The organism is Actinoplanes sp. NPDC049265, from assembly GCF_043197135.1.
Lineage (GTDB): Bacteria > Actinomycetota > Actinomycetes > Mycobacteriales > Micromonosporaceae > Actinoplanes.
In genome coordinates this window covers 34,643-59,932 of the sequence record NZ_JBICSP010000005.1, presented here as the reverse complement: position 1 = coordinate 59,932, position 25,290 = coordinate 34,643, and the positions used below count along the sequence as shown (strand labels likewise).

Genomic DNA, 25,290 nt, shown 5'->3' with positions numbered 1-25,290 from the left:
TAGCCTCACCTCATGGGATCTCGACAAACCCGGAAGCTTGCTGACAAATCGGCTGAGGTGGTCAAGGGTCTGCGTCGCCGTCAGGACGCGGAACGGCCACCTCAGCTGTCCCGCCGCCGCCGGGCCAAGCTCAAGGCCATCGAGCAGCAGTGCCGGGACTGCGACTCCGGCACCCGGGACGTGACCGGCGCTCTGCTCGCCGAGAGCGGCAAGCCGAAGGCCGGCAACCTGCTCAAGGCCCACCAGGCCGGTCACCGGCACAACTAGGCCGTGCTTCGCAGCCCCGATGGGACTGCGAAACGCGGCCTAGCGTCTCGTAGGGTGGGCAGCCGTGCCCACCCGACGAACCGCCGGCTCCCGTCGCCCGCGCTCCGGCCCGCCGCGACCACCCCAGACACCGGCCGAGCTCACCCCCGCCGCCGGCATCCAGCTCGAACTGGAACCCGAACAGACCGTGCGGACCGCCGCCTACGACGACATCGACCTGGCCGGAAGCCGCGCCGAGGGCGTCGAGTTCCGGCAGTGCCGCTTCCGGAAGGCCGCCCTCGCCGGATCCCACCTGCCCCAGATCCGGTTCGTCGACTGCGTGATCGAGGCGACCGACCTGTCCAACCTGCGGGCCGAGCGCGGCGCGTTCGAGCGGCTGCGGGTGGCCGACTCCCGGATGACCGGCCTGGCCCTCAACGACGGCGTCCTCAGCGACGTAACCTTCACCGGCTGCAAAATCGACCTGGCCAACTGGCGACTGGCCCGCTTCGACGCGGTCGCCTTCGACCACTGCAACCTGACCGGCGCCGACTTCGCCGAGGCGGACCTGCGCGGCGCCGCCTTCACCGACTGCGACCTGGCCGGCGCCCAGTTCAGCAACGCCACCATGGCGGGCTGCCGCTTCCGGCGCTGCGCCCTGGATGGTGTGGGCGGCATGTCGAGCTGGACCGGCGCGATCATCCACCCCGACGACCTGCCGGCGTTGTCGCACGTTCTGGCCCGGGCTCTCGGCATCGTGGTCCGCGAGGACTGACGACTCCGGTTGCCCCCGGGACGCGGCCTACGGCGGGGCGCCAGGCCGCGGTCGATCGGCTGCGCGACTCATGAGGCGGGTGGGCGCAGGCCCGCGTTCATCGCGTGGAGCAGGTCGGCCGACTTCGTGTCGCCGGAGAGTTCCCAGGCGAAAGCGCCACCGAGGGCGTTGCTCCGGGCGTACGCCATCTTGGTCCTGATCGTCTCGGGGGTGTCGTAGCTCCACCACTCGCTGCCGCAGACCGCGAGCGCCGTGCCGCCGAGCGTGCCGATGGGCGGGCAGCGGCGGCTCAGCACGCGGTAGTCCTCCAGGCCCTTCTCGTGCGTGCCGGGCGCCGGGCCGGTGCCGGTCGTGCCCGGGGTTGCTGAGCGCACGCCGGTCCAGCCGCGGCCGTAGAAGCCGACCCCGAGCAGGATCTTCGAAGCGGGAACACCCAGGCCACGGAGGGTACGCACGGTGGTGTCGGCGGTCGCGCCGGGATTCGGGATGCCCGGGTACGCGGTGAGCGCCGAATGAGCCGCGGTGGGGCCGGGTGTCCCGCCGGTGCCGAAGAAGTCGTAGGTCATCGCGTTGAGCCAGTCGGCGCTCCGGGCCGCGGCCGCGTAGTCGGCCTGGCCGAGCTTGCCCGCGTCACCGGACACGGCCGCGCTGACCAGGGGAAACTTTGGCCTGAGGGCGGCCAGCAGGGCGCCCAGGGCGCGCGGGCCGCTGTGGTCACACGTTTCACCGCACGCGTTCGGATACTCCCAGTCGATGTCGATGCCGTCGAACACGCCGGCCCAGCGCCGGTCGTTCAGCAGCGCGGCGCAGCTGTCGGCGAACCGCGCCGGGTCCCGAGCCGCCTCGGCGAACCCGTCCGAGCCGGACCAGCCACCGAACGACCACATCACCTTCAGCCCAGGATGGGCGGCCTTGAGCCGGGCCAGCCGGCCGATGTTGCCGCCCGAGTTCCGGCCGAAGTCGGCCCACTCGTCGCCGGGCGCACACCGGCCGCGGGTGACCTTGCCGAAGGCGTACACCAGGTGGGTGAGCTGGTCGGCGTGAACGTCGCCGACCTGGAAGTCGCGGGCGTACGTACCCCAGTTGGGGTAATAGCCGACGACGCGCATCGACCTCTCCGGAACAGGCGGCTCATGAGCACAACCAGCAACAATGAACAGGGCGAGAAGAAGGGCGATCCGGCGCGGCACCCGCGCGAAGCTACCGGCGGATTTGTCCCGGGTTCAATAGTGGCCTTGGCGACGTCACCCGTCCGCGTCACGCCGCCTGTGCGATCGTTTGTCCCGTGACCGTACGCACGAACACCTGGCCGGGTGAACTGCGTGCGCTGTTCAGCCCGCGGCGCATCCTGGCCCGGATGCGGGCCGTGCTCCGCAGCGCCCTGGTCACTTTCGTGGTGCTGACGTTGACGCTCTGGCTGATGCCGGGGGTGGCCAGCGCGGACGTGCTCGACACGCTCAACCTGGTCGTGCTGGTCGCCGTGGCCGGGGCCGTGCTGCGCCCGCTGCTGCTGGTCGGCATCACCGCGCTCGGCGGCTGGGGCGCCATGCTGTTCGGGGTGGTCGCCCAGGTCATGATCATCGTGGCCGCGTTCGAACTGGACCCCGGCGACCACGTCAGCGGGCTGCCGTCGGTGGTGGTGGCCGCGATCCTGGCCGTGGTGTTCGCCGCCATCCTCGACTGGATGGTCGACAGCGGCTCCGACGACACGTTCGTCAAAGAGGCGCGGCGGCTGATGCGGGGCGTACGCCGCCGGCAGACCGGGCGGCTGTTCTCGTTCCGGCGCCCGCTGCCCGGCACCGAGCCCGGCCTGCTGGTCATCCAGCTCGACGGGGTGGCCGAACCGGTGCTGCGCTGGGCGGTGCGGGCGGGCAACCTGCCGACCATCGGCCACTGGCTGCGCTCCGGCAGCCACACGATGGCCCGCTGGCACACCGGCGTGCCGTCGACCACGCCCGCGTCGCAGGCCGGCATTCTGCACGGCGCCTCGGCGCAGATCCCCGGCTTCCGCTGGTACGAGAAGGACAGCGGCAAGCTGATGGTCACCAACAAGCCACGCGACGCCGCGCTGATCGAGCCGCGACTCAGCGACGGCCGGGGCCTGCTCTCCGGCGGTGGGGTGAGCATCGGCAACGCGTTCAGCGGCGACGCCGACCTGGCCCTGCTGACGATCAGCCACGCCCGGCTGCCCGGCCGGACCGCGCGCGGCTGGGCGGCGTTCATGGCGTCGCCCTACGGCTTCACCCGGGCCCTGGTCCTCGGGGTCGGCGAGGTGATCGTCGAGCTGCACCAGGCCCGCCTGCAGCGGCGGCGCAACCTGCTGCCCCGGGTCAGCCGATCGGGCAACTTCCTCGCCCTGCGCCCGGCGTCGATGCTGCTGCGGGACGTGAACGTGTCGCTGGTGGCCGAGCAGATGGCCCGCGGCGCCCCGGTGGTCTACTGCAACCTGGTCGACTACGACGAGGTGGCGCACCACGCCGGCCCGGCCCGCCCCGAATCGATGCGCCAGCTGGAAAGCCTCGACCGGATGCTCGGCGTGCTGGAACGGCTGGCGCCCGAGGCGGCCCGGCACTATCACCTGGTCGTCGTCTCCGACCACGGCCACAGCCAGGGCGCCACGTTCCGGCAGCGCTGGGGCGAGACGCTGGACGATGTGGTCGAGCGGCTGTCCGCGCCCGAGGTGCCCGTGGTCTCCTCGGGCAACCTGTCCCTGATCTACCTGCCGGACACCGTCGGCCGGCAGACGCTGACGCAGATCGAGCACGCGTACCCCCGCCTGGTCTCGGGCCTGGCCGCTCACCCCGGCATCGGCCTGGTCGTGGTCAACGACGCCGACGAGGGGCCGGTCGCGTTCGGCACGGCGGGCCGCCACCGCCTCCGCGACGGCCTGGTGACCGGCGAGGACCCGCTGACGCTGTACGGCCCCCGGGCCGCCGCCGACCTGCTCCGGCACCAGGAGTCGGCCCACGTCGGCGACCTGGTGCTGATCAGCGCGGTCGACCCAGTGACACAGGAGGTGGCGGCGTTCGAGGAACTGGTCGGCTCGCACGGCGGGCTGGGCGGCTGGCAGACCGACGCGGTCCTGGTCCACCCGCGCGACTGGCCGCTGACCGCCGACGAGCTGGACGGTTCCGACGCCGTGCACCGTCAGCTGGTCGCGTGGCTGGTCATGCTCGGCCTGCGGGCGGAACCGGCCGCCGTCGAGCCGTCCCCGATCCTTCTAGCCGAGACGCCACTGTCTCGGCGAGATTCCAGTAGCGCGCGGGCATGAGCCGCACCATCGCGTCGATCGCCCGCGCCGCGCCGGTGATGACCAGCCGCGGCCGGCGCGACTGAACCGCGGCCACGATCTGCCGGGCCGCCTCCTCGGGCGGCATCCGCAGCGCCCGCTCGGTGAAGCGCAGCGCGTCGGCCGCCTGCGTGCCATCCGGGTCGGGTTCGCTGCGGCGGGCACTGATCGCGATGTTGGTGCGGATCCCACCCGGGTGTACGACTGTCACGCCGACGCCGCGCGGACGCAGCTCGTGGCGCAGCGCCTCGGTGAACCCCCGCAACCCGAACTTGCTTGTCGCATAGGCCACCTGTCCCGCCGGCGCGAACAGCCCGAACAGGCTGGAGATGGCGACCACGTGCCCGCCCCGCCGGCGCAGCAGCTGCGGCAGGAACGCTTTGGTCAGCCGGATCGGGGCGTGCAGGTTGATCTCCAGCAGCCAGTCGAAGTCGGCCATGCTGTTCTGCTCGAAGGTGCCGGTCATCGTCACCCCCGCGTTGTTGATCAGCAGGTCGGCGCCACCGTGCCGGCTCGCCACCGCCGCCGCCAGGTCGAGCCGATCACCGCCGTCGGCCAGGTCGATCACGTGCTCGTCGACCACCGGGGCGCCCACCTCGCGGCACAGTCGCGCGACCCGCTCCAGCCCGCCGGCGTCCCGGTCGACCAGCACCAGCCGGGCCTTGCGGGCGGCGATGTTGAGGGCCAGCGCGGCGCCGATGCCGCTCGCCGCTCCGGTGATCACGCAGGTCCGTCCGGCGAACGCGAATCGCTCCATCACCGCAGTCTGAGCGCGCCGATCAGCTCGGACAAGGACGAAATGGGCAGATCACCCGCCAGACCACGCAACGCCGCCGTCTTCGCCCCCGCCGCCCGCGCCGCCCGCAGACCCACCTCGGCGTCCTCGACGACAAGACACTTCTCCGGGGGTACGCCGACCAGCGCGGCCGCCCGCACCCAGCCCTCCGGATCGGGCTTGCCCGCCCGCACATCGTCGGTGGTCACCAGCAGCGGCGCGACGATGCCGGCCGCACCCAGCCGCGCCTCCGCCAGCCGCTTGTCGGCCGAGGTGAACACCGCCCACGGCACACCGTTGCGGTCCAGGGCCGCGATAAGCTCCAGAGCGCCCGGCGTAGGCACGATGTCGCCGACGTCGTCGTACTGCAGGGCCATCTGCCGCCCCACCGCCGCGACAATCTCGTCCTCGCCCGCCGCCGCAAGCAGTTTGCGGACCGTGGGTTCGCTGGGGCTGCCGTGCGCGAGGGTGATGGCCGCTTCCCCGTCGACCCCGAACTCCGCGCCCCAGGCCCGCCAGGCCCGCTCCACGGCCGAGTCCGAGTCGACCAGCGTGCCATCCATGTCGAACAGGACCGCCGCCACATCCAGGTCCGCCACCAGCGCCTCCATCACTCGGCCGTGCTCTCCAGTCTGGCCGCTTCGGGTCGCCGGCATGTCGGATGATGACCAAGGCCACTTTGTCCACATCAGACTGAGCTGCCCCGCGTGCGGTTCAACGACGCGCCCTTCGCGAAACGAAACAGTTTCGTTCAGGTGGGCGCCGGCCTTCCCCTGCGCGAAACGCAACCGTTCGTTCAGGCGGGTTGGCGCGCGCGGGTAGTAGGGCCGCGCTCTTTGCGAAACGCAACCGTTTCGTTCAGGACCGGCGCGGGCGGCGGCCTACCCCTGCGTGAAACGCAACCGTTTCGTTCAGGCGGGTCGGCGCGCGGGAGGTCGGGCTGCGCTCTTTGCGGAACGCAACCGTTTCGTCCAGACGGGTCGGCGCGCGGGGTAGTGGGGCCGCGCCCTTTGTGAAACGAAACTGTTTCGTTCAGGCTGGTTTGTGCGCGGGCAGTCCTGTGTGAAACGAAACTGTTTCGTTCAGGTTGGGCTACGCGCGCGGTCGGCGGCTCGTGCTCTGCGAAACGAAACAGTTTCGTTCAGGCGGTGGCGGCACGCTCCTGTTCAGTTCTGCGCCGCTCCACCGCGGGTGCGGGAGGTGCGGGCGCCTGTGGTGCGGCCGGTCGTTGACCGGGCGCCGGCGTTGGCCGCGGTCTTGCGGGCGGCCGTGCGCACGGCGGTCGCGGTGCCGGCGGCCGGCTTCTCCGGGGCCGGGTCGGTCGTCGCGGCTGGGCGTCGGGTCGACGTGCCACTGGTCCGGCGGGCCGGCGTCGTCTTCGCCGGCGGGGCGGCCTTCTGAGCGGTGGACGGCGCCACGGCCTTCTGAGCGGTGGACGCTGTCACGGCCTTCTGAGCAGTGGACGGTGCCTTCTGAGCGGTGGACGCTGCCACGGCTCTCTCAGCGGTGGACGGTGCCTGCTGGGCGGTGGACGGTGCCACGGACTTTTCGGCGGGGGCCGGGACGACGGCCTTCTCGGCGGGGGTGGTGGACGGGGCGATCGCCTTGTCCACCGGGGTAGTGGTGGCCACCGGCGGCGTGGCCGGGGCGGACGTCTCGCGGTCCCGCTGCTTCTCGCGGCGGACCAGGTCGGCCAGTACCGCCTTGTCGTACTTCGTCTCGGCCGCCGTCGCGCGCGCGGTGGCCCGCTTGGCCTTGCTGGTGGCCTTGGCCCGCTGCTTGCTCAACTGGCCTTTCTCTTTGGCCGAGTTCTTGAGCAGTCGCTTGACGCGGGTCGTCTCGGCCTCGAGGTTGCGCAGCGTGCGACGCTGCTGCTTGGTGAGCTCGATGTTGTTCTTGAGTCGCTGGTCCAGCTCCGAGACCGAGGCGTCAGCCCGCTGGGCGGCGGTGTGGGCGGCCGCCGCCTTGGTGCGCCGCTTGTCCAGCGCTGTGGTGGCGGTTGCGGTCATGGTCCATCACTCCCTTTTCCTGTTGCCGTACCCGACAACTCCCGTACGAATCGCGTTCACCTTAAATACCCAAGGTGAACAACTTCGGGTGATGCCGATCACGACCTGGGAAATCAGGCGGGAGGGCCGGAAACGGATTGCGCGACGTCGGCGGGGTCGTCCCGTCCGAGGCCGTTCGCGCCGTTCAATGTGCCCGCAGGGCCGGGCCGCCGGGTGCCGTTGCGTTGTACGTCTTCGGTGCCGCTGGTCTCGGCGGCCCCGGTCGCGGTGGGTTCGGCGGCGGCGGTCGCGGTGGGTGCGGTGGCCGGGGGAGTGGTGGGTGCGGTGGCGGGGGGAGTGGTGGGTGCGGTGGCGGGGGGAGTGGTGGGTTCGGCGGCGGCGGTCGCGGGAGCCGAGGGGGCGGTGGCCGAAGCGGTGGTGGTGGACGCAGCGGGCGTGGGGGCGGCGGGCTCGTCGGCCTCGCGGGCCCGGCGGCGGCGGATGTGGCGGATGTGGAAGAAGACGTAGGCCGCGATCGCCAGGATGATCAGGGGGATGGCGATCCACTTGAAGCGGTGCGCGTGCTCGATGATGTCGATCAGGCGGGTGCCGAGGAAGTACGACACCGTGACCCACCAGCCGACCCAGAGCGCCGCGCCGACCGCGTTGTAGAGCAGGAACGTCCGCCACGGCATCGCCGTGATGCCGGCGATCACGCCGTTGAGCTGGCGCAGCCCGTCGATGAAGCGGGCCACCACGACGATCCGGTTGCCGCGCCGGACGAAGAACTTCTCGGCCCGTTCGAGTCGGGCCGGCGTGATGAACACGTACTTGCCGAAGCGGTGCACCAAGCGACGCCCGCCGCGCACCCCGATCCAGTAGCCGATGTTGTCGCCGAGCACCGCGGCCACGAAGGCGATCGCCCCGACCGCGAAGACGTTGAGCCGGCCCGCCCCGGAGTAGATCGCGGCTGCCACCATGATGGTCTGGCCGGGTGCGGGCACGCCGAAGCTCTCCACGCCGATCACGGCGGCGACGGCGAAATAGCTGTACTTGTCCAGAAGGGGAGCTACGCCCGCCAGGAACCCGGGCAGCTCGTCGTGAGGTGGCATCGCCCCACACGGTAGCCGCCCGGGCAACTCTCAAACGTCAGTTCTGCGGCGGGACGTCCCCCGGACGGCTGGCCCAGGTCAGGTTGGGCTGGTCGGACAATCGGTAGGACAACTTCCCGCCCGTTGTCACGGTCGCCGACGGCAACCAGCCGTGCTCTGTGCGTACCCCATCGATCTGAAGCTGGTCCACATACTTGCCGGCGCCGGCGGAAACGATCTCCAGCTTTTTGCCGCTGCCCAGGTGGACGACCGCGCGAGGGAAGAGCGGGGTGGTCAGCACGAGCTCGGCGCGGGTGGGGACGGTGGGGTAGAGGCCGAGGCTGGCGAAGACGTACCAGGCGCTCATCGTGCCGGCGTCGTCGTTGCCGGGAATGCCGCCGGTGCCGTCGTTCCACTTCTGATCGAGAATCGCCCGTACGGTCTCCTGGGTCTTGTACGCGGCCCCCAGATAGTTGTAGAGGAACGGCGTCTGGATGTCGGGCTCGTTGGTGGCGTCGAACCGGGTGCCCGTGGTGGCGCTGAGGTCGAAGGCGCCGTCGGGCGTACGGAAGAACGCGTCGAGCCGTCGCACCGCGACGTCCTTGCCGCCCATCGCGTCGACCAGCCCGACCAGGTCGGAGTAGACCATCCAGGTGTACTGGGCGCTGCTGCCCTCGACGAAGCCGGTGCCGGTGGACGGGCTGAAGCCGGGCGCCCAGGTCCCGTCGCGGTAGCGGTCGCGCATCCAGCCGGTGAACGGGCCGTCGGCGGGCGTGGGCGTGGGCACCGCGGGGTCGGCCAGTTCGAGCTCGGCCAGCTGCACGATCGGCGCGCCACCGTTGGCCGTCACCGACAGTCGGTAGTGCGAGTACGCGCCGGGGTCGGCGACGGAGAATTCGCGGGTGACGCCTCGGCCGGCAAAGTTCACGCCGCTCTGCCGGTCCAGAACGGTCCACGTGGTTCCGTCGGTCGACCCCTCCAGCATCCAGTCCCGAGGGTCCCGCTCGGGGACGTCATTGGCCGAGGTCAACGCATACTTCGTCACGGTCAGCGGGGTGGACAGCTGAGCCGCGATCCAGCCGGTGGTGTCGAAGGTCAGCCACTTCGTACCCTTGTCGCCGTCGAAGGCCTGGGCCTTGCCCTCACCCGGCGCGTTCTCGCCGGAGGCCGTGATCGCGTTGATCCGCTCGCGGATGTTGTGCTCGAGGCCCGGGTCGGCCTTGGCCGCCGGGTCGAACACGTTGCGCCAGTTCTGCGACCGGCGCAGGAACAGCCCGGCGTTGTCATCGTCGCCGAGGGCCGTGGCCAGCCGCGAGATGCCGTAGTCGGCGGCCGCGTCCTCGAGCGTCTCGGCCGCGCCGCCCCAGCAGTGGCAGTCGTCGGCGGGCACGTAGCCCAGCCGCTGGTACTCGTCCAGCGACGGCCGCTGCCCGACACACTCCACGTTGCAGCCGGCGTCGCTCTGATCGTTCGCGGTCGGCACCGTGGCGGCGTGTTTCAGGCTCTCGTACGCCTCCCGCACCTGGAAGTCCCGCGCCCCGAACGCGTACATGCCGGCCACCGCGGCCGCCGCCGGATCGCCCGACATCACGCTGGTCTTGCCGTGCTGCAGCAGCCACCGGTCCCACTCGCCAGCGCGCTGGCCGGCATAGTTGAGCAGCGACTGCGCGTAGTCCGAAGCGGTCCGCGGGTCGAGCATCGCGAGCAGCTGCACCTGGGCGCGGTAGACGTCCCAGCCCGAGAACGTTCCGTACTGGTGCTGCTGTCCCGCCGTGAGGGCGTGGGCCTGGCCGTCGGCGCCGAGGTACCGGCCGTCGGTGTCGCTGGTCAGTGTGGGTTCGAGCATCGAGTGGTAGAGCGCGGTGTAGAACGTCGTGGTCTGCGCGTCGGTGCCGCCGCCGATGCCGATCCGGCGCAGCTTCGCGTTCCACGCGTCCCGGGCGTTGGCGCGGGCCTGGCTGAAGGTCAGCGGCTCGGCCTCGTCGGTGAAGTTGCGCCGAGCGCCGTCGGCCGACACGTACGAGATGCCGATCTTGACGCCGACCCGGGTGGTGCCGGCCGGGAACGTGACGTAGCCGCCGGAGCCCTTGCCGGCGACGGCGTGGCCGGTGTCGTCCCACCCGGTGCCGCCGCCGGCCGCGGTCGAGCCGGGCGTCAGCGTGTCGTCCTTCCAGGTGCCGGTGGCCTGGGCCGGCCGGTCGAGCCGCGCGTAGAAGTGCAGGCGGTAGAGCGGCTTGCGGTTGTTCTCGCTCTGCGGCCCGCAGAAGTTGCCGGCGTCGACCCAGCCGGTGATGGTGCGGCCGGCCATCTCGATGTGCGCGTCCGAACTGCCGGTCTCCGACATGGACGTCCGGAACAACAGGGTGGCGGGCTGGCCGGCGGGGAACTCGAACACGCCGAGGCCGGTGCGGGGCGTGGCCGTGAGCTGGGTTCGTACGCCGTTGGCGAGGGTGACGGCGTAGGAGCCGGGCTTGGCCACCTCGGTGTCGTGGGAGAAGTCGCTCGCGTACCCGGCGTCGTTGGTGTCGGCCGCCGGTGACGTGGTCATCGCGCTGGTCACCGGCATGATCGGCAGGTCGCCGTTGGCGCCCGAGCAGCCGACGCCGCTGAGGTGGGTCAGGCTGAAACCGCGGATCCGGGTGGCCGTGTACTGATAACCGCCCGGAGCTGGGGTGCGTGTCTGGTCACCGCGCGTGGTCTGCGGGCTGAAGGCCGCCATGCCCCACGGTGTCACCGCGCCCGGGTAGGTGTTGCCCAGGTTGGTGCTGCCGATCAGCGGGTTCACGTGGGCGACGGGGTCCGTCACGATCGGGACCGGAGCTGCGGCGTGGGCCGCCGTGCCGGAGGCGGTCACCGCGAGTGCCGCGACGGCCAGTACGGAAAGTGTACGCACGGTGAGCTCCCTGACATCGTTGTCAGGTCAGCTTCCATTCAGGCGTACCAATGTGTCAAGAAGGTTGATCTTTGGTCAGATGCAACAGCCAGTTCACGCCGTCGGTGTGGATCAGCGCGTACCGCCGGACACCGTCCCGGCCGTGCAACGTGAAGACCAGCCGCTTCTCGTTGCTATCGGCCAGTTCCCACCACCCGTCGTCGGCGATGCTCTTGTCCGCGTCGGTGTAGGTGGCGTGCTCCAGCGCATGATCAGGAACGGCCACCGCGAGCCGGTTGCGCCCCGGCTCGGTCGGCAGCCCGCGCGGCACCGCCCAGCTGCGCAAGACGCCGTCCTCCTCCAACCGCAGGTCGAAGTGCGGCCGCGGCTTGCGATGGTCGTGCAGCACAAATACCGGGCGATCACCCATGCCTTCAGGGATAGCATGGAGAGTGAGCATCGATGAGATCCACCAGCGTTACCTGCGGGCCGGCGCCTTCGGCCGTGACCCCGACGCCGTCGCCGCCCTGTTCACCGAGGACGGCATCTACGAGACGCCGCTCGTCCCCGATCGCCTGACCGGCCGCGACGCCATCCGCGCGGGCATCGGCGTCTACCAGCGCGACCCCGGCGGCACGATCAACATCCCCCAGACGCGATACCAGCTGCACCAATCGACCGATCCGGAAGTGTTCGTGGCCGAGATGGACGTGGCCCTCGACACCCCGGCCGGCCCGCGCACGATGTCCCTGGTCCAGATCTTCCGCCTCCGCGACGGCCTCATCGCACACCTGAGGGACTATTTCTAGATCAAGGTCAAGGGCCGGTCGTAGCGGGGTGGGTGGTGCGGACCGCTGCTCCCGCGGCGGAAGACATAGGGCAGAGAAACGGCCGTGATCTTGCTCTTGCGGGATCCGGCAACCGTGCTGAGGACAGGGAAAAGGCCGGCCCGGGGAGGAGGGACCGGCCTTTTCTGTGGCGGGGGTGGTGCGTCTAGATGGTGTCCGTCGCCAGGTGAGTACGCAGCTTCGTCAGCGCCTTGGTCAGGAGGCGGGAGACGTGCATCTGGGAGATGCCGACCTGGTCGGCGATCTGCGACTGGGTCAGGTTGCCGTAGAAGCGCAGGGTGAGGATCTTCTGCTCGCGTTCGTCCAGGGTGGCCAGCGCCGGCCCCAGCGCGACGCGGGTCTCGGCCAACTCGTACTCGTAGTCCTCGCCGCCGAGGGTGTCGCCCAACTCGGTGGAGCCGTCGGCGCTGATCGGGGTGGACAGGCTGGTGGCGTTGTAGGCGCGGGCGCCTTCGAGGCCTTCCAGGACGTCTTCTTCGGTGACGCCGAGGTGGGTGGCGATGTCGGCGACGGTGGGGCTGCGGCCGAGGTTGTGGGTGAGGGTGGCGTTGGCCTCGGTGATCTGCAGGCGGAGTTCTTGCAGGCGGCGGGGGACGCGGACGGACCAGGTGCGGTCGCGGAAGTGGCGTTTGATCTCGCCGATGATGGTGGGGATGGCGTAGCCGGCGAAGTCGACGCCGCGTTCGGGGTCGAACTTGTCGATGGCTTTGATCAGGCCGACGTTCGCGGTCTGGACGAGGTCGTCGGTGGGTTCGCCGCGGCCGGAGTAGCGGTGGGCCAGGTGGCGGGCCAGAGGCAGCCACGCCTCGATGGCCCGGTCCCGCATGGCGGCCCGGGACGGGTGTCCGGCGGGCATTGCGGCCATGGCGTTGAGCAGGTCGGCGGCGCTGTCCGCGGGGGCGAGCGCCACCTCTTCGGTCAGCGTCTCGGCGCTGGTCCGCGTCGTGACGGTCATGCTGAGTCCTTCCTGTCACCTGTCCGGAGAGCCGGCCCGGTGGATCGTGGGCCCGGTAGGCCAGGCGTCCAATTCAGCTGGTGGCAAGTGCCCGGGCTGATGCCCAAAGGTGGTCTTGGTTATGCATGGTTTAGCCGTTCAGTTGACGACCTTAGCCGAGAGGGCCATGCGTGACTAGCCGAAAGTATGAGTCACTTTGAGTAGTCACATGCTCACATTGGAGCGCAGTGCGATCGGGCGCACGCGATTGCTGGTGTTTTGTCGGAAAGGCGTACCTACTCAGCGGTTTTGCGGCGACGGGCCAGGAAGATCGCACCCGCGGCAACCACCAGCACCACCGCGATGATCGCGATGATCGCGATGATCCACCCGGAGGACGAGCCCTCGTCCGCCGCCACCGGAGTGGCCGACGTGGCCGCCGGTGCCGGTTCCAATGCCGCGGATGAAACCGACGGCGAAGGCGACGGCGTGGCCGGGCTGTCCACAGTGAACTTGTAGGTGCCCTTGATCGGGTCGCCGTCGTCCGAGACCAGGCTCCAGCGCACGCTGTAGGTGCCGTTGGCCAGTGGATCGGTCAACGCGAGCACGCCCGTCTTGCCCTTGACCGACGGGCCCGAGGCGGCCGCCTTCTGGTGCTGCGCGTCGACGACCTCGATGGTCAGCTTCAGCGGCTCCTCCAGGAACGACAGCTCGACCGAGGCCGGCGACTCCTTGACCGTCGCGTTCTTGGCCGGCACCGCCTTGATCAGCGAGTTGTGGGCCAGGGCGGGGGTGCCGGTGCTGACCACGGCGACGACCGTCGCGGCCAGTGCGGCGGTGACGATGCGGGCGATGCGCATGCGAAATGTCCTTATCTCGATCGACTAGGACGATCCAATCATCCGGAGTTTTGGTCGCCGGATCGGTCGGCTGAGTTCCCGCCGAAAGGTAGGCTTCCGGGCAGGTGTGCCGGGAAGTCTGGTCGGCGATGTTGTCCGCCTGCCCACCGGAGGAACCACCGTGGCCACACCGAGACTCTTCAGCCGGGGCAGCTGGCCCGAGGCCGGGCGGATCGCCGAGCTCCTGCGCACCGAGACGGTCGGCGGGCTGCTTCTCGCCGGCGCCGCCGCGATCGCGCTGATCTGGGCCAACTCCCCGTGGGCGGGCGCGTACGAACGACTCTCCGACCTCCGTGCCGGCCCACTCAGCCTGGCCGGGTGGGCGGCCGACGGCCTGCTGGCGATCTTCTTCTTCGTGGCCGGGCTGGAGCTCAAGCGCGAGTTCGTCGCCGGTGACCTGCGGGATCCGCGGCGGGCGGCCCTTCCCGTGGTCGCGGCGGCCGGTGGCATGGCCGTACCCGCGCTGATCTTCGTCCTGGTCAACGCCGGCACCCCGGACCTGCGCGGATGGGCCATCCCGACCGCGACCGACATCGCGTTCGCGCTGGCCGTGCTCGGGCTGATCAGCACCCACCTGCCCGCCGCGATGCGCACCTTCCTGCTGACCCTGGCCGTGGTCGACGACCTGCTGGCCATCGCCATCATCGCGATCTTCTACACCTCTTCGCTGCACCTTCTGCCGCTCGCCGGCACGCTCCTGCCACTGGCACTCTTCGGGTTTCTGGCGCAAACCGGGCGTCTTCGGATCTTGCTACTGCCTTTGGCCGTGCTCACCTGGTTCCTGATGCACGAATCGGGCATTCACCCCACAGTCGCCGGAGTGCTGCTCGCCTTCACCGTGCCGGTCCGGCCGGGAGTGGCCCAGAGCTGGGAGCACCGCCTGCGGCCGCTGTCCGCCGGCTTCGCGGTACCGGTCTTCGCGTTCTTCGCCGCCGGGGTGGCGTTCAGTTTCCGCATCAGCACCATCACGCTGGGCGCGGCCCTCGGACTGATCCTCGGCAAAGCCATCGGCATCACCGGCGCGACCTGGCTCGTGCAGCGCGTCACCCGGGCCGAAAAGTCGAAGGACATGAGCTGGTGGGACGTCCTCGGGCTGGGCCTGCTGGGCGGGATCGGCTTCACCGTGGCGCTGCTCGTCGGTGAGCTCGCCTTCGGCGCCGGCACCGCGAAGAACGACCAGGCCAAACTCGGCGTGCTGGCCGGCACCCTGCTCTCCGCCCTGCTGGCGACCGTGCTGTTGCGCCTCCGCAACCGTCACTACCGGCGGATCGCGGCGGAGGAGAGCGTGGACGCGGACGCCGACGGGGTGCCGGACGTCTACCAGGACGAAGATCGGGCATAGGTTCGAGTCATGGAATATCGCAGCCTCGGACGTACCGGAATGCAGGTCAGTCCGCTCTGCCTCGGCGCCATGATGTTCGGCAGCCTCGGTGAGCCCGACCACGACAAGTCCATCGCCGTCATCCACGCCGCCCTGGACGCCGGGATCAACTTCGTCGACACCGCCGACGTCTACTCACAGGGCGAGTCGGAGGTCATCGTCGGCAAGGCGCTGGCCGGCGGCAAGCGCGACGACGTCATCCTGGCCACCAAGGTGCACGGCCAGATGGGCGTACCGGCCGACGCGCCGCTCGGCACCAAGGGCGACCCGAACAAGCAGGGCAACTCCCGGCGCTGGATCGTCCGCGAGGTCGAGGACAGCCTGCGCCGGCTGCGGACCGACTACATCGACCTCTACCAGATCCACCGGCCGGACCCCGACACCGACGACGAGGAGACCCTGTCCGCGCTGACCGACCTGCAGCGCCAGGGCAAGATCCGGGCGTTCGGCTCGTCCACCTACCCGGCCTACCGCGTGGTCGAGGCGCAGTGGACGGCCGAGCGGCGCGGCCTGGAGCGGTTCCGCACCGAGCAGCCACCGTATTCGCTGCTGGTCCGCGGCATCGAGGCCGACCTGCTGCCGGTCGCACAGAAGTACGGCCTGGGCATCCTGCCGTGGAGCCCGCTGGCCGGCGGCTGGCTCAGCGGCAAGTACCGCAAGAACGCGCCCGAGGTGCCGAAGAGTCACCGGGCCCAGCGCATCCCGGCCCGGTACGACATGTCGCTGCCGGCCAACCAGAGCAAGCTGGACGCGGCCGACGCGCTGGGCGCCCTGGCCGACGAGGCCGGCGTCCCGCTGGTCCACCTGGCCATCGCGTTCGTGATCCGGCACCCGGCGGTGACCTCGGCCATCATCGGGCCCCGGACCATGGACCAGCTCACCTCGCAGCTGGGCGCGGCCGACCTGACCCTGGACCAGAAGGTGCTCGACCGGATCGACGAGATCGTTCCGCCGGGTACGAACGTGAACCCGGCCGATGCCGGCTATGTCCCGCCGGCACTCGCCAACCCGGACCTCCGTCGTCGCTAGACGCCGGGTAGCGTGACGTCGATGACCGCGACCGCCTCGACCATCCGTCCACGACTGTGGTGGGTGATCGCGGCGGTTGCGGCGGTCGTCTCAGGTTGCGGCGAGGCCGCCGCGCCACCGTCTCCTCCCGCGATTTCCTCAAATCCGTCAATGTCGGATTTGCCGTCCTCGTCGCCGTCCTCGCCGCAACCTTCGTCCTGCCGGCTTTCGCTGGAGCAAAAGGCCGGTCAACTGCTGATGATCGGTACGGACGTCGACTCGCCCCGGGGCCTGGCCGACGAGATCAAGCGATACCAGCTCGGCGGCATCTTCCTGGCCGGGCGCAGCACCCGGCCCGCGGCCGCGCTGAAAGCCGACATCCAGGCCCTGCAGGGCAATGCGACCACCCCACTCCTGGTCGCCCTCGACCAGGAGGGCGGCAGCGTGCAAACGCTCAAGGGCGGCGACTTCCCCCTGATCCCCTCGGCCGAGCGGCTGGGCAACGGTCCGCCGGACAAACTTCGCGACGAAGTACGCGACAGCGCCCGCCGCCTCGCCGGCATCGGCGTGACCATCAACCTCGCCCCGGTCGCGGACACCGTGCCGGCCGACATCGGCGAGGCCAACCCGCCGATCGGCAACTTCCACCGCCAGTACGGCTCCGACCCGGCCGAGGTGGCCAAGGACATCGAGGTGGCGGTGACCGCCTCGCAGGACAGCGGCGTGCTGACCGTCCTCAAACACTTCCCGGGCCTGGGCCGCACCCGGTTCAACACCGACACCTCGGCCCAGGCCGTGGACGCCACGGCGACCGCGAACGACCCGTACCTGCAACCGTTCGCCGCCGGGATCAAGGCCGGATCGGCGTCGGTGATGATGTCCTCGGCGTCCTACCCGAAACTCGACGGCAAGGACATCGCGGCGTTCTCCAAGCCGATCATCACCGGCCTGCTGCGCCAGAAGATGGGCTTCGACGGCCTGGTGGTCTCCGACGACCTGGGCGCGGCCAAGGCCGCCGCCACCATCAGTCCCGGCGAGCGGGCCGTCCGGTTCGTGGCCGCCGGCGGCGACCTGGCCCTGAGCATCCGCCCGGAGGACGCGCAGCCGATGGCCGAGGCGCTGATCACCCGGGCGCGGACCGATCCGGCCTTCGCCACGCGGGTCGACGACGCCGCCGGACACGTGCTGCGGGCCAAGATTCGCGCCCGCCAGATTTCCTGCTGAAGTTTTTTCCTCCCGGCGGCAACCTGCCGGCCGTGGATCGCATGTACCCGGATGTAAGCCACGACCGATCCGGGGGAACCAGTCATGTCTGCTCGTCACCGTCTGCTGCTGCCCGTCGCCGCCGTCCTGTTCGGACTCACCGCCTGCGGTTCGACGCCGGCCGCGGCTCCGCCGTCGTCGAACTCCGGCACCGGGGCGGCTCCCGCGGTCTCCTTTTCGCCGGCGACCTCGGCCCCGGCCCCGGCCAAGAAGACACCGCGTCCGGTTGCCACCAAGTCGGCTGACCGAAATGCCCCCTGCCCGTCGGCCAAGACTCTGGAGCAGGTGATCGGGAAGACCGACGAGGCCCTGCCCAAGGACTGGCACTTCGTTGAGGTGGAGTGCTGGAAGACCTGGGCCACGGCCAACGTGAAGGGACCGAACACCGGCGACGGGTTCTACCTGTTCCAGCACAAGGCCGGCACCGGCTGGCGCTACCACAGCCAGGGCAGCGGCTACCACTGCGAGGACATCGGCATCCACGAGCCCGCGCCGTTCTGCCAGTACCCCGGATGATGGTCGACACCGATTACGGTGTACGGCACAGTCGGCCGGCGTACGGGGAGCAGAAGCCGAGCATGTCCAACTCGATAGATGACCTTTTCGCGGACTTCGTCCGGACCCGGTCGCCGGCCCTGCTGCGGACGGCGTTCCTGCTCACCGGTGATCGGCACCTCGCCGAGGACCTCGTGCAGGAGGCGCTGGCCCGTACCCATCGGGGCCGGCGCCGCCTGGAGGATCCCGGGCACTTCGAGGCGTACACCCGGACCGCCATGTATCACCAGCAGGTGAGCCGCTGGCGGCGGCGGAAGATGGCCGAGTCGCTGCCGGGCGAGCTGGCCGACGTGGTCCAGCCCGGCAGCGACCACGCCCACCGCACCGATCTGAAACTCGCCCTGCACCAGGTCCTGGCCCAGCTCACCCGCCGGCAGCGGGCCGTGCTGGTGCTGCGGTACTTCGAGGACCGCAGCGAGGCCGAGGCCGCGGACCTGTTGCACTGCTCGGTCGGCACGATCAAGAGCCAGACCAGCAAGGCGCTGGCCCGCATCCGCCAGCTGGCGCCCGACCTGCTCTCGGCCGTGATGGAGGAAGCGTGATGACCGACAACCTCGGGCCGCTGCGCCAGGCCATGTCCGACCTGGCCGAGCACGGCGGGGCCACCGACATGTACGAGCGGTCGCTGCACCGGTCGCGGCAGGTGCAACGACGCAACCGCATCGCCACCGGCGTCGGGGCGGCTGTGGTGGTGTGCGTCGTCGCCGGGACCATCCCGTTCCTCGCCGGCAACCGGCCCGACCGGTCGGCCCCCGTGGCCACCCAGGCGCCGACGCCGAGCACCACCCCCACGTCGGAGGCGCCCAGCATCTCGCCGAGCTCCCCCGATCCCGGCGCGACACGGCCGTCGGCCAAGCCGTCGTCGAAGAAGCCGTCCTCAACCCCGACCAGCGACGGGCCGAAATATCCGAACTGTCCTTCGGCGAAGACTTTCGAGCGGATCGCCCGGGAGGCGCCGGAAGATGAAGCCCTGCCGAAGGACTGGCATTTCCCGGCCGCGGGCGTGGAGTGCTGGCGAACCTGGGCCACGGCCGAGCCCCAGGGCCCGAACCGGGGCGACGGGTTCTACCTGTTCCAGTACAAGCCCGGCACCGGCTGGCGATACCACAGCCAGGGCAGCGGCTATCACTGCCAGGACCTGGGCATCATCAGCGGCAAGCCGCCGTTCTGCGGGTTCGACTAAGCCGCCTTGCGTGCCCACGGTTGGGCTCTTCGTGCGGTCGCTGAACTCGCAGGCATCAGCCACGCGTCGCCCGGCCGTCGTGCACGCGCCGGGCCGACGTGGCGCGTGTCGGCGATCCCGGTGTTCTCCGGTCCGATCTTTCGGCGGTCCCCCTACATGCGCGTCCATCGGGTACGGTCCGGTGGATGACCTATGTGACCTCACAGGGCTTGCGCCTCTGGACGTCCCGGTCGGGTTCCGCGGATGATCCCGCCATCCTGCTGGTCATGGGCGCCGCCGCGCAGGCGGTGCATTGGCCGGCGAGGTTCGTCCGCCGCCTGGTGGAGGCCGGCTTCCAGGTCATCCAGTACGACCACCGCGACGTAGGCCAGTCCGACCTGGTCGATTTCGACGCCTCGCCGTACACGATGTTCGACATGGTCACCGACGCCGTGGCAGTGCTCGACGGCCTCTCCGTGGAGACGGCCCACATAGTCGGAACTTCCGGCGGCGGCGTCATGGCCCAATGGCTGGCCGCCGCGATGCCCAATCGAGTCCGCACTTTGACCCTGATGAACACCACACCACTAGATGGCGACCCTGCCAGCCTGCCACCTCCCGATCCCGCGTTCCTGGCCGGCGCAGAAGCCCTGGACGACCTGCCAAGGACCACAGCCGCCCAACGCATAGACGTAGAGATCCGCTTTTACAGCCTCTTCACCAACAGCCCCCACTTCGACCGCCCCGCGGCCCGCCACATGGCAAAGCAGGCCGTCGAGCGCGCCCAAGACTGGACCCACGCCGCAAACCACTACCGAGCCGGCGACGGCCCCGAAAAGCCCCCATCCCTCTCCGCCATCAAGTCCCCCACCTTGGTCCTGTCCGCCGACTCCGACCCGATCTTCCCGCCCCCACACGCGGCCGCCCTGGCATCGGCAATCCCCAATGCCCGCCTGCAACCGGTCCCCGGCCTCGGCCACATGATGCTGGCCGTCAACCAGCCCGACCACGTGGCTGACCTGATCCTCACCCACCTGACCGCGAACTCGTCCGTCCGTGGTCTCTCCTGACCCAGCCGGCTGCTTCACCGGCCTCGACCCACACGGCAGCTGATTGGATGATGAGCTGGTCTGAATCGGGGCCCAGTCGGCTGCTTCACTGGTGTCGGTCTTCACGGCAGCTGATTGGATGATGAGCTGGTCTGAATCGGGGCCCAGTCGGCTGCTTCGCTGGTGTCGGTCCTCATGGCAGCTCATTGGAGGATGAACTGGTCTAAATCGGGCGCCGGATCGGTGGCGTGGAAGAAGGTGATCTCCGAGTCTCCGGCCGGCACGTCAACCCGAACCTCAAACCGCGCCGGCGTGATCCAGTTTCCTCGCCCCGGCAACGTGAGCGACTTCGTCGTCCCGTCCGGTAGCACCAGATCGAGCGGGCGCGTGTTCTCCGACTCGTACACGATGACCAGAGTCCGCCGACCGCCCACCGGAACGTCGCGCAACCGCAGCACCACCGCATGCCCCTGCCCGACGTATTGCACCCGGCTGCCGGACGCGCACGTCGGACAATCGGCCTTCTCGACGTCAACAAGCTTGTTGGCCGGCGCCGCGGCGGCAATGCGGATCGGCCGAAAAGCTGCCTTGGAAGTAGCCGCGACCTGAGGCTTGGACTGACTGGCCAACGGCGCCGAAGGCGTCAGCCCCCGTGGCACCGGCAACGACGACTGCCCCGGCGTCGACGGGTTGACTGGCGCCGACGGGTTGACCGGCAACGACGCCTGGTCCGACGAATCTGGGCCCGCCGCCGACCAATTCGGCGCCGCCACCGCGGAATTGCCGGCTGCGGCCGAGTCCGGCGCTTCCCGACGCTCGGCCACCAGACGAGGCGCCAGCAGCGAGGACGCGAGCACCAGAACACCCAATGCGCCGGACGCCCACCACGTACGCGCCTCGTTCACGACGGCCTCCAAGCTCGTACCACAACGCTCTCCTGGTCGGGCCCGTTCACGACTGCCACCGGATCATGGCTTCGGTGCGAGTGCGCACGTCCAGCTTGGCGAAGACGCTGTTCAAGTGGTTCTTCACTGTCTTTTCGCTGACGCCCAGACGCGTCGCGAGGGCGGCGTTGGTGAGGCCGGCACACAGCAGATCGAGCACGTGCTCCTCACGCGCGGTCAACCCAAAGGAATCCCGGATGCTGCGCTGTCGCTCGGCCTGGCTCCGCTCATCCTGCTGCCGCGCGTAGGCGTTGCGCAGACCAGCCGCCGCAATCGAAGCGGCCGTCGGGGTAAGCCACCCCTGCCCCGCCGCGACGGCATGAACCGCCCGGGGAAGGTCAGCCGGATCGAACTGCCCGTACACCAAGTAACCCCGCGCCCCTTTCTGCAGCATCGGCTCGATCAGCTCAGGCTCGGGCGAACTGGTCAGCACCAGCACCGCCGTCCGCTGCGCAAGCTCTTCGATCACAGTCAGCCCATCCGCGATCGGCATCCGGTAATCCAGAAGCGTGACCCGAGGCCGCAGCCGGGCCGCCGTGATCAGGGCCGCTCGACCGTTGTCAGCCTCGCCAACCACACTGATTCCGCCGTCAGCCTCAAGCAGCGGCCGCAGCGTAGCCCGAACGCTAGCGTTGTCATCCACCACAAGCACGGTGATCACGTCGGCACCCGGACGGTCGCAGTGATCGTGTCAGCGCCCGCACGGATACGGTGATCATGTCGGCACCCGCACGGTCGTGGTGATCGTTTGACCACGCGTCCCGTCGCGGATATCACGTCGGCACCCGGACGGTCGCAGTGATCGTGTCAGCGCCTGCACGGATACGGTGACCATGTCGATGCACGCACGGTCGTGGTGATCGTTTGACCACGCGTCCCGTCGCGGGTATCACGTCGGCACCCGGACGGTCACGATCGTGCCGCGGCCCGGCGTCGAGGCGACATCCAGGCTGCCGCCGACGGTGCGGGCGCGCTCTGTCATGCCGATCAAGCCGTGGTGGTCACCCATGGTGCTTAGCGACAGATCCTCCGGGACGTGAAACCCCACACCGTCATCGCGCACCACCAGGGACAGCCCCTGCTCCTGGCGACGCACCAGAACGAGCACCCGCCCGGCCCGAGCATGCCGCGCCACGTTGGTCAGCGCCTCGTGCAGGATCCGGACCAGCTCGTAACGCACCGCCACGGACGGCTCGACGCGTGGCACCTCAACGTCGACCGGGACTCCGGTCTCCGCCGACCACACCGCGCACAGCCGGTCGACGGTGTCCGCGAAATCCGCCGCTGCCGAATCGAGCCGCAGCCCGGACAGCAGCGCCCGAGTCTCTCGCTCGGCCGCCTCGGCTGCCGACGAGATGGCATCGGCCAGTTGCGCGGCCACCTGCGGCTGGTGATTGAGGGACCGGGGGAGTGCCAGCGCGGCCAGGGACATGCCACGCACCGTCTTGGCCACCGAGTCGTGCAGCTCACGAGCCAGGCGAGCGCGCTCGAGGGCGGCGGCCGACTGCAGTGCGGCCTCGACCTCGGCGGTAGCGCGCACCCGCCGGCGGATGAGTACGTGACGCATCGCAGCCGCCGCGACACCAGCTGTCGCGATGGCCGGCGGCATCACGAAGCTTGCCCCGGCCGCGACGCCCACTGCCCAAGCCTGTGTACCGACACCCAGCCAGAGCGGGACGGCACGGACGCCGAGCAGGATCCCGGCCAGGGCTGAGAACGTCGCTGCGTACCCGAAGAAGGCCGCGCCGCCTCCGCTCAGCGCGAGCACTCCGATCAGGACGGCGAAGTCGAAGACGAGCAGCGTCAGCCGTCGGCTGAGGCCGGTCAGCCACCAGCCCCGGAGCGCGAACTCGGCCGCCGAGGTCAACACAACCACTCCCGCCGTGGGCCAGGGGTTCGCATCATTGGCGGTCAGCACGACGGCCGCGGCGGTCGCGGCTGCGGTGCGGGTGATGAGCAGCGCTCGAAGGCAATCCGCGGTGGCAGCTGCCTCGGCATCCCGAACGGCCGGATCGGACATGGGCTCCTGCTGGCTGGTTCATGCCAAGAATGGTGGTCCTTCGCGCCCAAGCGCGCCTAGGACTTTAGACCCAGAGCCTCGCTGGGCGAAGGCCCTAGCGTCCTTCCCCGACGAGCCGGCCCCGCGGCTCGACCTCTTACTTCACGCTCTGGAGGGTTCCGTGTCACTCGGCTCTTTGCCGCAGGCGCCTCGGCGGCGGTTGCCCCGGCCGGCTGTGCTGCTCGGTGCGGCCATCACGCTGCTGGTCGGCGTGCCTGCCGCGCTATGGCTCGTCCCCAACGTCGACGCCGCCGAGACCGGCATCCCGGCCGGTGCGATCCGCGCGGCCTCCTACGCCGCACAGTCCGGCGTTCAGCAGGAGGGCAGCAGTGACGTCGGCGGTGGCCGAGCGGTCGGCTGGCTTGCCAACGGCGACTGGATGCGCTTCGACGGCGTCGACCTCGGCCCGGCGGGTACGGTCAGCACCTCGTTGCGGTTCTCGGCGGCTTATCGCGACCGGCCCGGCTCGGTGGAGATGCGGCTCGACTCGCAGACCGGCATGGTGCTCGCCACCGTCCCGGTCAGTTACACGGGCGGCTGGGCCGCTTGGCGGACGGCCACCGTCACCGGCTCGTCGTCCGGCGGCAAGCACGCGGTGTTCCTGATGCTCAAGAGCGCTCAGCCGATGGATTTCGTGAACCTCAACTGGTTCAGCGTCGGCGGTGACGGCGCCGATCCGTCACCGACCGCCTCGGCGAGCTCGGCTCCGGCTCCGGCGAGCCCGCAGCCGTCCGACCCCGCGTCATCCGGGCCGAAGCCGTCCGATCCCACACCGCCGGCGACCGCCACACCGCCGGCGGCCGGCTGGATCCCGGTGGACCAGGCGCGGTGGGATGCGCAGGTTGCCGAGTTCAAGGAGCTGAAGCCTCGCCCGGTCCCGGCCGGTAAAGGCCACAATGCCGAGTTCAACGCGACGTGCGAGTTCAGTCACGCCAAGCCGGACGACCCGATCGTCTTCCCGAATATGGCGGGCGCCTCGCACATGCACTCGATCTTCGGCAACAAGGGTCTTGATGCGTTCAGCACGCCCGAGAGCCTGACCAAGTTCACCGCCTCCAGCTGCAAGCCAATCGAGGACCACTCGGCCTACTGGGTTCCCGAGCTGCGTGAACATGGTGTCGCGGTCGAGCCCGACGAGGTCGTCGTCTATTACGGCTCACTGCTCGAGGACAAGTCGAAGACCATGCCGATGCCGTTCGGCTTGCGCATGCTCGTCGGCGACCCGAAGAAGCAGGTAGATACCCCGAAGGGTGCAGTCAATCAGTTCTACTGCGCCGGCGGTCCGCAAGACGGCGCGAGCCGCAGCACCGACGGCAACTGGCCGGTCTGTGACGGGGGCAAGCTGCACTTCACCCTTCGCTTCCCAGACTGCTGGGACGGCAAGCATCTGGACAGCCCCAACCACAGGGACCACGTGGCCTTCGGTCAGGGCGGCAAGTGCACGGCCACCCACCCGGTTCCGATCCCGGCACTGACCTTCTCCATCGCCTACCCGACCTCTGGTTCGAAGGACGGTTTCGCCCTTTCCTCCGGGAAGGCCTCGTCCATGCACGGCGACGCCTTCTTCGCCTGGGAAGACACCGCTATGGCGGAACGAGTGAAGAACTGTGTGGTACAGGTCACTCCATGCAACACCGCAGGACAGTTCTGATTTCTGAGCAGTGGGGGCGAGTCATCTACCGTGACTCGCCCCATCGCCCGAGAGGAGCACACGATGTCCGACAACCCGAGCGCCGCCGGTGCTCCGACCGCTGCCGCCGGCCTCCAAGCCATGTCCGAGCTGATGTCTGAGTGCATCGAGTTCGCGGACCGGCTGCTCGCCGTGGCCGATTTATCCGGCAACGTGCACGTCAAGCTGTCCGGGCCTGACCATCACGACGGCAAGCCGCATGTACGCATGGCCTGGTGACCCTGGCGGACTGGACCGGCGAGGAAGTCCTCAACTTCTGGGGGAGGCGACCGACTGTTAGCTGCCGTGACCGAGACCTTGCTGAATGTGGCCTATGAGATCAGCAACGGGCTGAGTGCCCTGCCTTGGTGGGCAGTCGTCGCGTGGCTGGTCCTCCTGTTCGCAGCGGTGACCCGCACGGGCATCAAGGCAGCCCTCGGCGAGTAGCCCACCCAACCACCGAAGTGGGGTTGCCGCCGATCG

The 25,290-nt window shown here is 69.9% G+C and carries 26 protein-coding genes; 14 read left to right on the top strand and 12 right to left on the bottom strand.

Going from position 1 to position 25,290, the window contains the following annotated elements:
* The first annotated feature begins 12 nt into the window (after positions 1-12).
* Together ACGFIO_RS14825 and ACGFIO_RS14820 are read left to right on the top strand one after the other, a co-directional pair.
* On the top strand, positions 13-267 hold the full coding sequence (locus ACGFIO_RS14825) for a hypothetical protein (protein ID WP_392826511.1): 255 nt from the start codon (positions 13-15) through the stop codon (positions 265-267).
* 64 nt (positions 268-331) lie between these two features.
* A complete protein-coding gene (locus tag ACGFIO_RS14820) occupies positions 332-1,021 on the top strand; it encodes a pentapeptide repeat-containing protein (RefSeq protein WP_392826509.1) in 690 nt (229 codons plus the stop codon).
* Between the two features lie 68 nt (positions 1,022-1,089).
* On the opposite strand, the gene ACGFIO_RS14815 is transcribed toward ACGFIO_RS14820, so the two are convergent.
* Positions 1,090-2,130, bottom strand: a complete 1,041-nt coding sequence (locus ACGFIO_RS14815) for a glycoside hydrolase family 18 protein (protein ID WP_392826507.1) — start codon at positions 2,128-2,130, stop codon at positions 1,090-1,092.
* 248 nt (positions 2,131-2,378) lie between these two features.
* On the opposite strand from ACGFIO_RS14815, the gene ACGFIO_RS14810 reads away from it, so the two are divergent.
* Positions 2,379-4,292, top strand: a complete 1,914-nt coding sequence (locus ACGFIO_RS14810; RefSeq protein ID WP_392827069.1) for an alkaline phosphatase family protein — start codon at positions 2,379-2,381, stop codon at positions 4,290-4,292.
* Here the strand turns inward: ACGFIO_RS14810 and ACGFIO_RS14805 are convergent.
* The 6 genes from ACGFIO_RS14805 to ACGFIO_RS14780 form a co-directional block, all read right to left on the bottom strand.
* The gene (locus ACGFIO_RS14805) at positions 4,189-5,067 is read right to left on the bottom strand and encodes an SDR family NAD(P)-dependent oxidoreductase (RefSeq protein WP_392826505.1); all 879 of its coding nucleotides are present in this window, start codon (positions 5,065-5,067) and stop codon (positions 4,189-4,191) included. The genes ACGFIO_RS14810 and ACGFIO_RS14805 overlap by 104 nt on opposite strands.
* On the bottom strand, positions 5,067-5,684 hold the full coding sequence (locus ACGFIO_RS14800) for an HAD-IA family hydrolase (protein WP_392826503.1): 618 nt from the start codon (positions 5,682-5,684) through the stop codon (positions 5,067-5,069). Before ACGFIO_RS14800 ends, ACGFIO_RS14805 begins: the two co-directional genes overlap by 1 nt.
* A gap of 567 nt (positions 5,685-6,251) precedes the next feature.
* Complete coding sequence (locus ACGFIO_RS14795) at positions 6,252-7,094, bottom strand: hypothetical protein (RefSeq protein ID WP_392826501.1); 843 nt, start codon at positions 7,092-7,094, stop codon at positions 6,252-6,254.
* A 113-nt stretch (positions 7,095-7,207) separates the two neighbouring features.
* On the bottom strand, positions 7,208-8,185 hold the full coding sequence (locus ACGFIO_RS14790) for a DedA family protein (RefSeq protein WP_392826499.1): 978 nt from the start codon (positions 8,183-8,185) through the stop codon (positions 7,208-7,210).
* A gap of 37 nt (positions 8,186-8,222) precedes the next feature.
* Entirely contained in the window at positions 8,223-11,057 is a 2,835-nt protein-coding gene (locus ACGFIO_RS14785) for a GH92 family glycosyl hydrolase (RefSeq protein ID WP_392826498.1), read from the bottom strand.
* 55 nt (positions 11,058-11,112) lie between these two features.
* On the bottom strand, positions 11,113-11,466 hold the full coding sequence (locus ACGFIO_RS14780) for a DNA polymerase ligase N-terminal domain-containing protein (RefSeq protein WP_392826497.1): 354 nt from the start codon (positions 11,464-11,466) through the stop codon (positions 11,113-11,115).
* A gap of 22 nt (positions 11,467-11,488) precedes the next feature.
* Between ACGFIO_RS14780 and ACGFIO_RS14775 the strand changes: the two genes are divergently transcribed.
* The gene (locus ACGFIO_RS14775) at positions 11,489-11,845 is read left to right on the top strand and encodes a nuclear transport factor 2 family protein (protein WP_392826495.1); all 357 of its coding nucleotides are present in this window, start codon (positions 11,489-11,491) and stop codon (positions 11,843-11,845) included.
* A gap of 184 nt (positions 11,846-12,029) precedes the next feature.
* Here the strand turns inward: ACGFIO_RS14775 and ACGFIO_RS14770 are convergent, their stop codons facing one another.
* Both ACGFIO_RS14770 and ACGFIO_RS14765 read right to left on the bottom strand, forming a co-directional pair.
* Entirely contained in the window at positions 12,030-12,839 is an 810-nt protein-coding gene (locus ACGFIO_RS14770) for an RNA polymerase sigma factor SigF (protein ID WP_392826493.1), read from the bottom strand.
* A gap of 275 nt (positions 12,840-13,114) precedes the next feature.
* The gene (locus ACGFIO_RS14765; RefSeq protein ID WP_392826492.1) at positions 13,115-13,678 is read right to left on the bottom strand and encodes a copper resistance protein CopC; all 564 of its coding nucleotides are present in this window, start codon (positions 13,676-13,678) and stop codon (positions 13,115-13,117) included.
* Between the two features lie 160 nt (positions 13,679-13,838).
* Here ACGFIO_RS14765 and nhaA point away from each other — a divergent pair, with 160 nt between their 5' ends.
* From nhaA to ACGFIO_RS14730, 7 genes are all read left to right on the top strand, one after another.
* Positions 13,839-15,059: a Na+/H+ antiporter NhaA gene (gene nhaA, locus ACGFIO_RS14760; RefSeq protein ID WP_392826490.1), complete on the top strand. Its 1,221-nt coding sequence runs from the start codon at positions 13,839-13,841 to the stop codon at positions 15,057-15,059.
* Between the two features lie 9 nt (positions 15,060-15,068).
* Complete coding sequence (locus tag ACGFIO_RS14755) at positions 15,069-16,127, top strand: aldo/keto reductase (RefSeq protein ID WP_392826488.1); 1,059 nt, start codon at positions 15,069-15,071, stop codon at positions 16,125-16,127.
* Positions 16,128-16,277: 150 nt separating this feature from the next.
* Complete coding sequence (locus tag ACGFIO_RS14750; protein WP_392826486.1) at positions 16,278-17,330, top strand: glycoside hydrolase family 3 N-terminal domain-containing protein; 1,053 nt, start codon at positions 16,278-16,280, stop codon at positions 17,328-17,330.
* 84 nt (positions 17,331-17,414) lie between these two features.
* The gene (locus ACGFIO_RS14745) at positions 17,415-17,885 is read left to right on the top strand and encodes a hypothetical protein (protein WP_392826484.1); all 471 of its coding nucleotides are present in this window, start codon (positions 17,415-17,417) and stop codon (positions 17,883-17,885) included.
* A 62-nt stretch (positions 17,886-17,947) separates the two neighbouring features.
* Positions 17,948-18,466, top strand: coding sequence for a SigE family RNA polymerase sigma factor (locus ACGFIO_RS14740; RefSeq protein WP_392826482.1), 519 nt, complete (start codon positions 17,948-17,950; stop codon positions 18,464-18,466).
* Entirely contained in the window at positions 18,466-19,107 is a 642-nt protein-coding gene (locus ACGFIO_RS14735; RefSeq protein ID WP_392826481.1) for a hypothetical protein, read from the top strand. The genes ACGFIO_RS14740 and ACGFIO_RS14735 overlap by 1 nt, the downstream gene beginning before the upstream one ends.
* A 185-nt stretch (positions 19,108-19,292) precedes the next feature.
* Positions 19,293-20,156: an alpha/beta fold hydrolase gene (locus ACGFIO_RS14730; RefSeq protein ID WP_392826479.1), complete on the top strand. Its 864-nt coding sequence runs from the start codon at positions 19,293-19,295 to the stop codon at positions 20,154-20,156.
* 182 nt (positions 20,157-20,338) lie between these two features.
* Here ACGFIO_RS14730 and ACGFIO_RS14725 read toward each other — a convergent pair whose 3' ends face one another.
* The 3 genes from ACGFIO_RS14725 to ACGFIO_RS14715 all read right to left on the bottom strand — a co-directional run bounded on the left by ACGFIO_RS14725 (position 20,339) and on the right by ACGFIO_RS14715 (position 22,949).
* The gene (locus ACGFIO_RS14725) at positions 20,339-21,040 is read right to left on the bottom strand and encodes a hypothetical protein (RefSeq protein WP_392826477.1); all 702 of its coding nucleotides are present in this window, start codon (positions 21,038-21,040) and stop codon (positions 20,339-20,341) included.
* 46 nt (positions 21,041-21,086) lie between these two features.
* Positions 21,087-21,740: a response regulator gene (locus tag ACGFIO_RS14720; protein ID WP_392826475.1), complete on the bottom strand. Its 654-nt coding sequence runs from the start codon at positions 21,738-21,740 to the stop codon at positions 21,087-21,089.
* Positions 21,741-21,968: 228 nt separating this feature from the next.
* Positions 21,969-22,949, bottom strand: coding sequence for a sensor histidine kinase (locus ACGFIO_RS14715; protein ID WP_392826474.1), 981 nt, complete (start codon positions 22,947-22,949; stop codon positions 21,969-21,971).
* Between the two features lie 34 nt (positions 22,950-22,983).
* Between ACGFIO_RS14715 and ACGFIO_RS14710 the strand changes: the two genes are divergently transcribed.
* From ACGFIO_RS14710 to ACGFIO_RS14700, 3 genes are all read left to right on the top strand, one after another.
* Positions 22,984-24,789, top strand: a complete 1,806-nt coding sequence (locus tag ACGFIO_RS14710) for a DUF1996 domain-containing protein (RefSeq protein WP_392826472.1) — start codon at positions 22,984-22,986, stop codon at positions 24,787-24,789.
* A 63-nt stretch (positions 24,790-24,852) separates the two neighbouring features.
* The gene (locus ACGFIO_RS14705; protein WP_392826471.1) at positions 24,853-25,047 is read left to right on the top strand and encodes a hypothetical protein; all 195 of its coding nucleotides are present in this window, start codon (positions 24,853-24,855) and stop codon (positions 25,045-25,047) included.
* Positions 25,048-25,113: 66 nt separating this feature from the next.
* A complete protein-coding gene (locus ACGFIO_RS14700; protein ID WP_392826469.1) occupies positions 25,114-25,254 on the top strand; it encodes a hypothetical protein in 141 nt (46 codons plus the stop codon).
* The last annotated feature ends 36 nt before the right edge of the window (positions 25,255-25,290 follow it).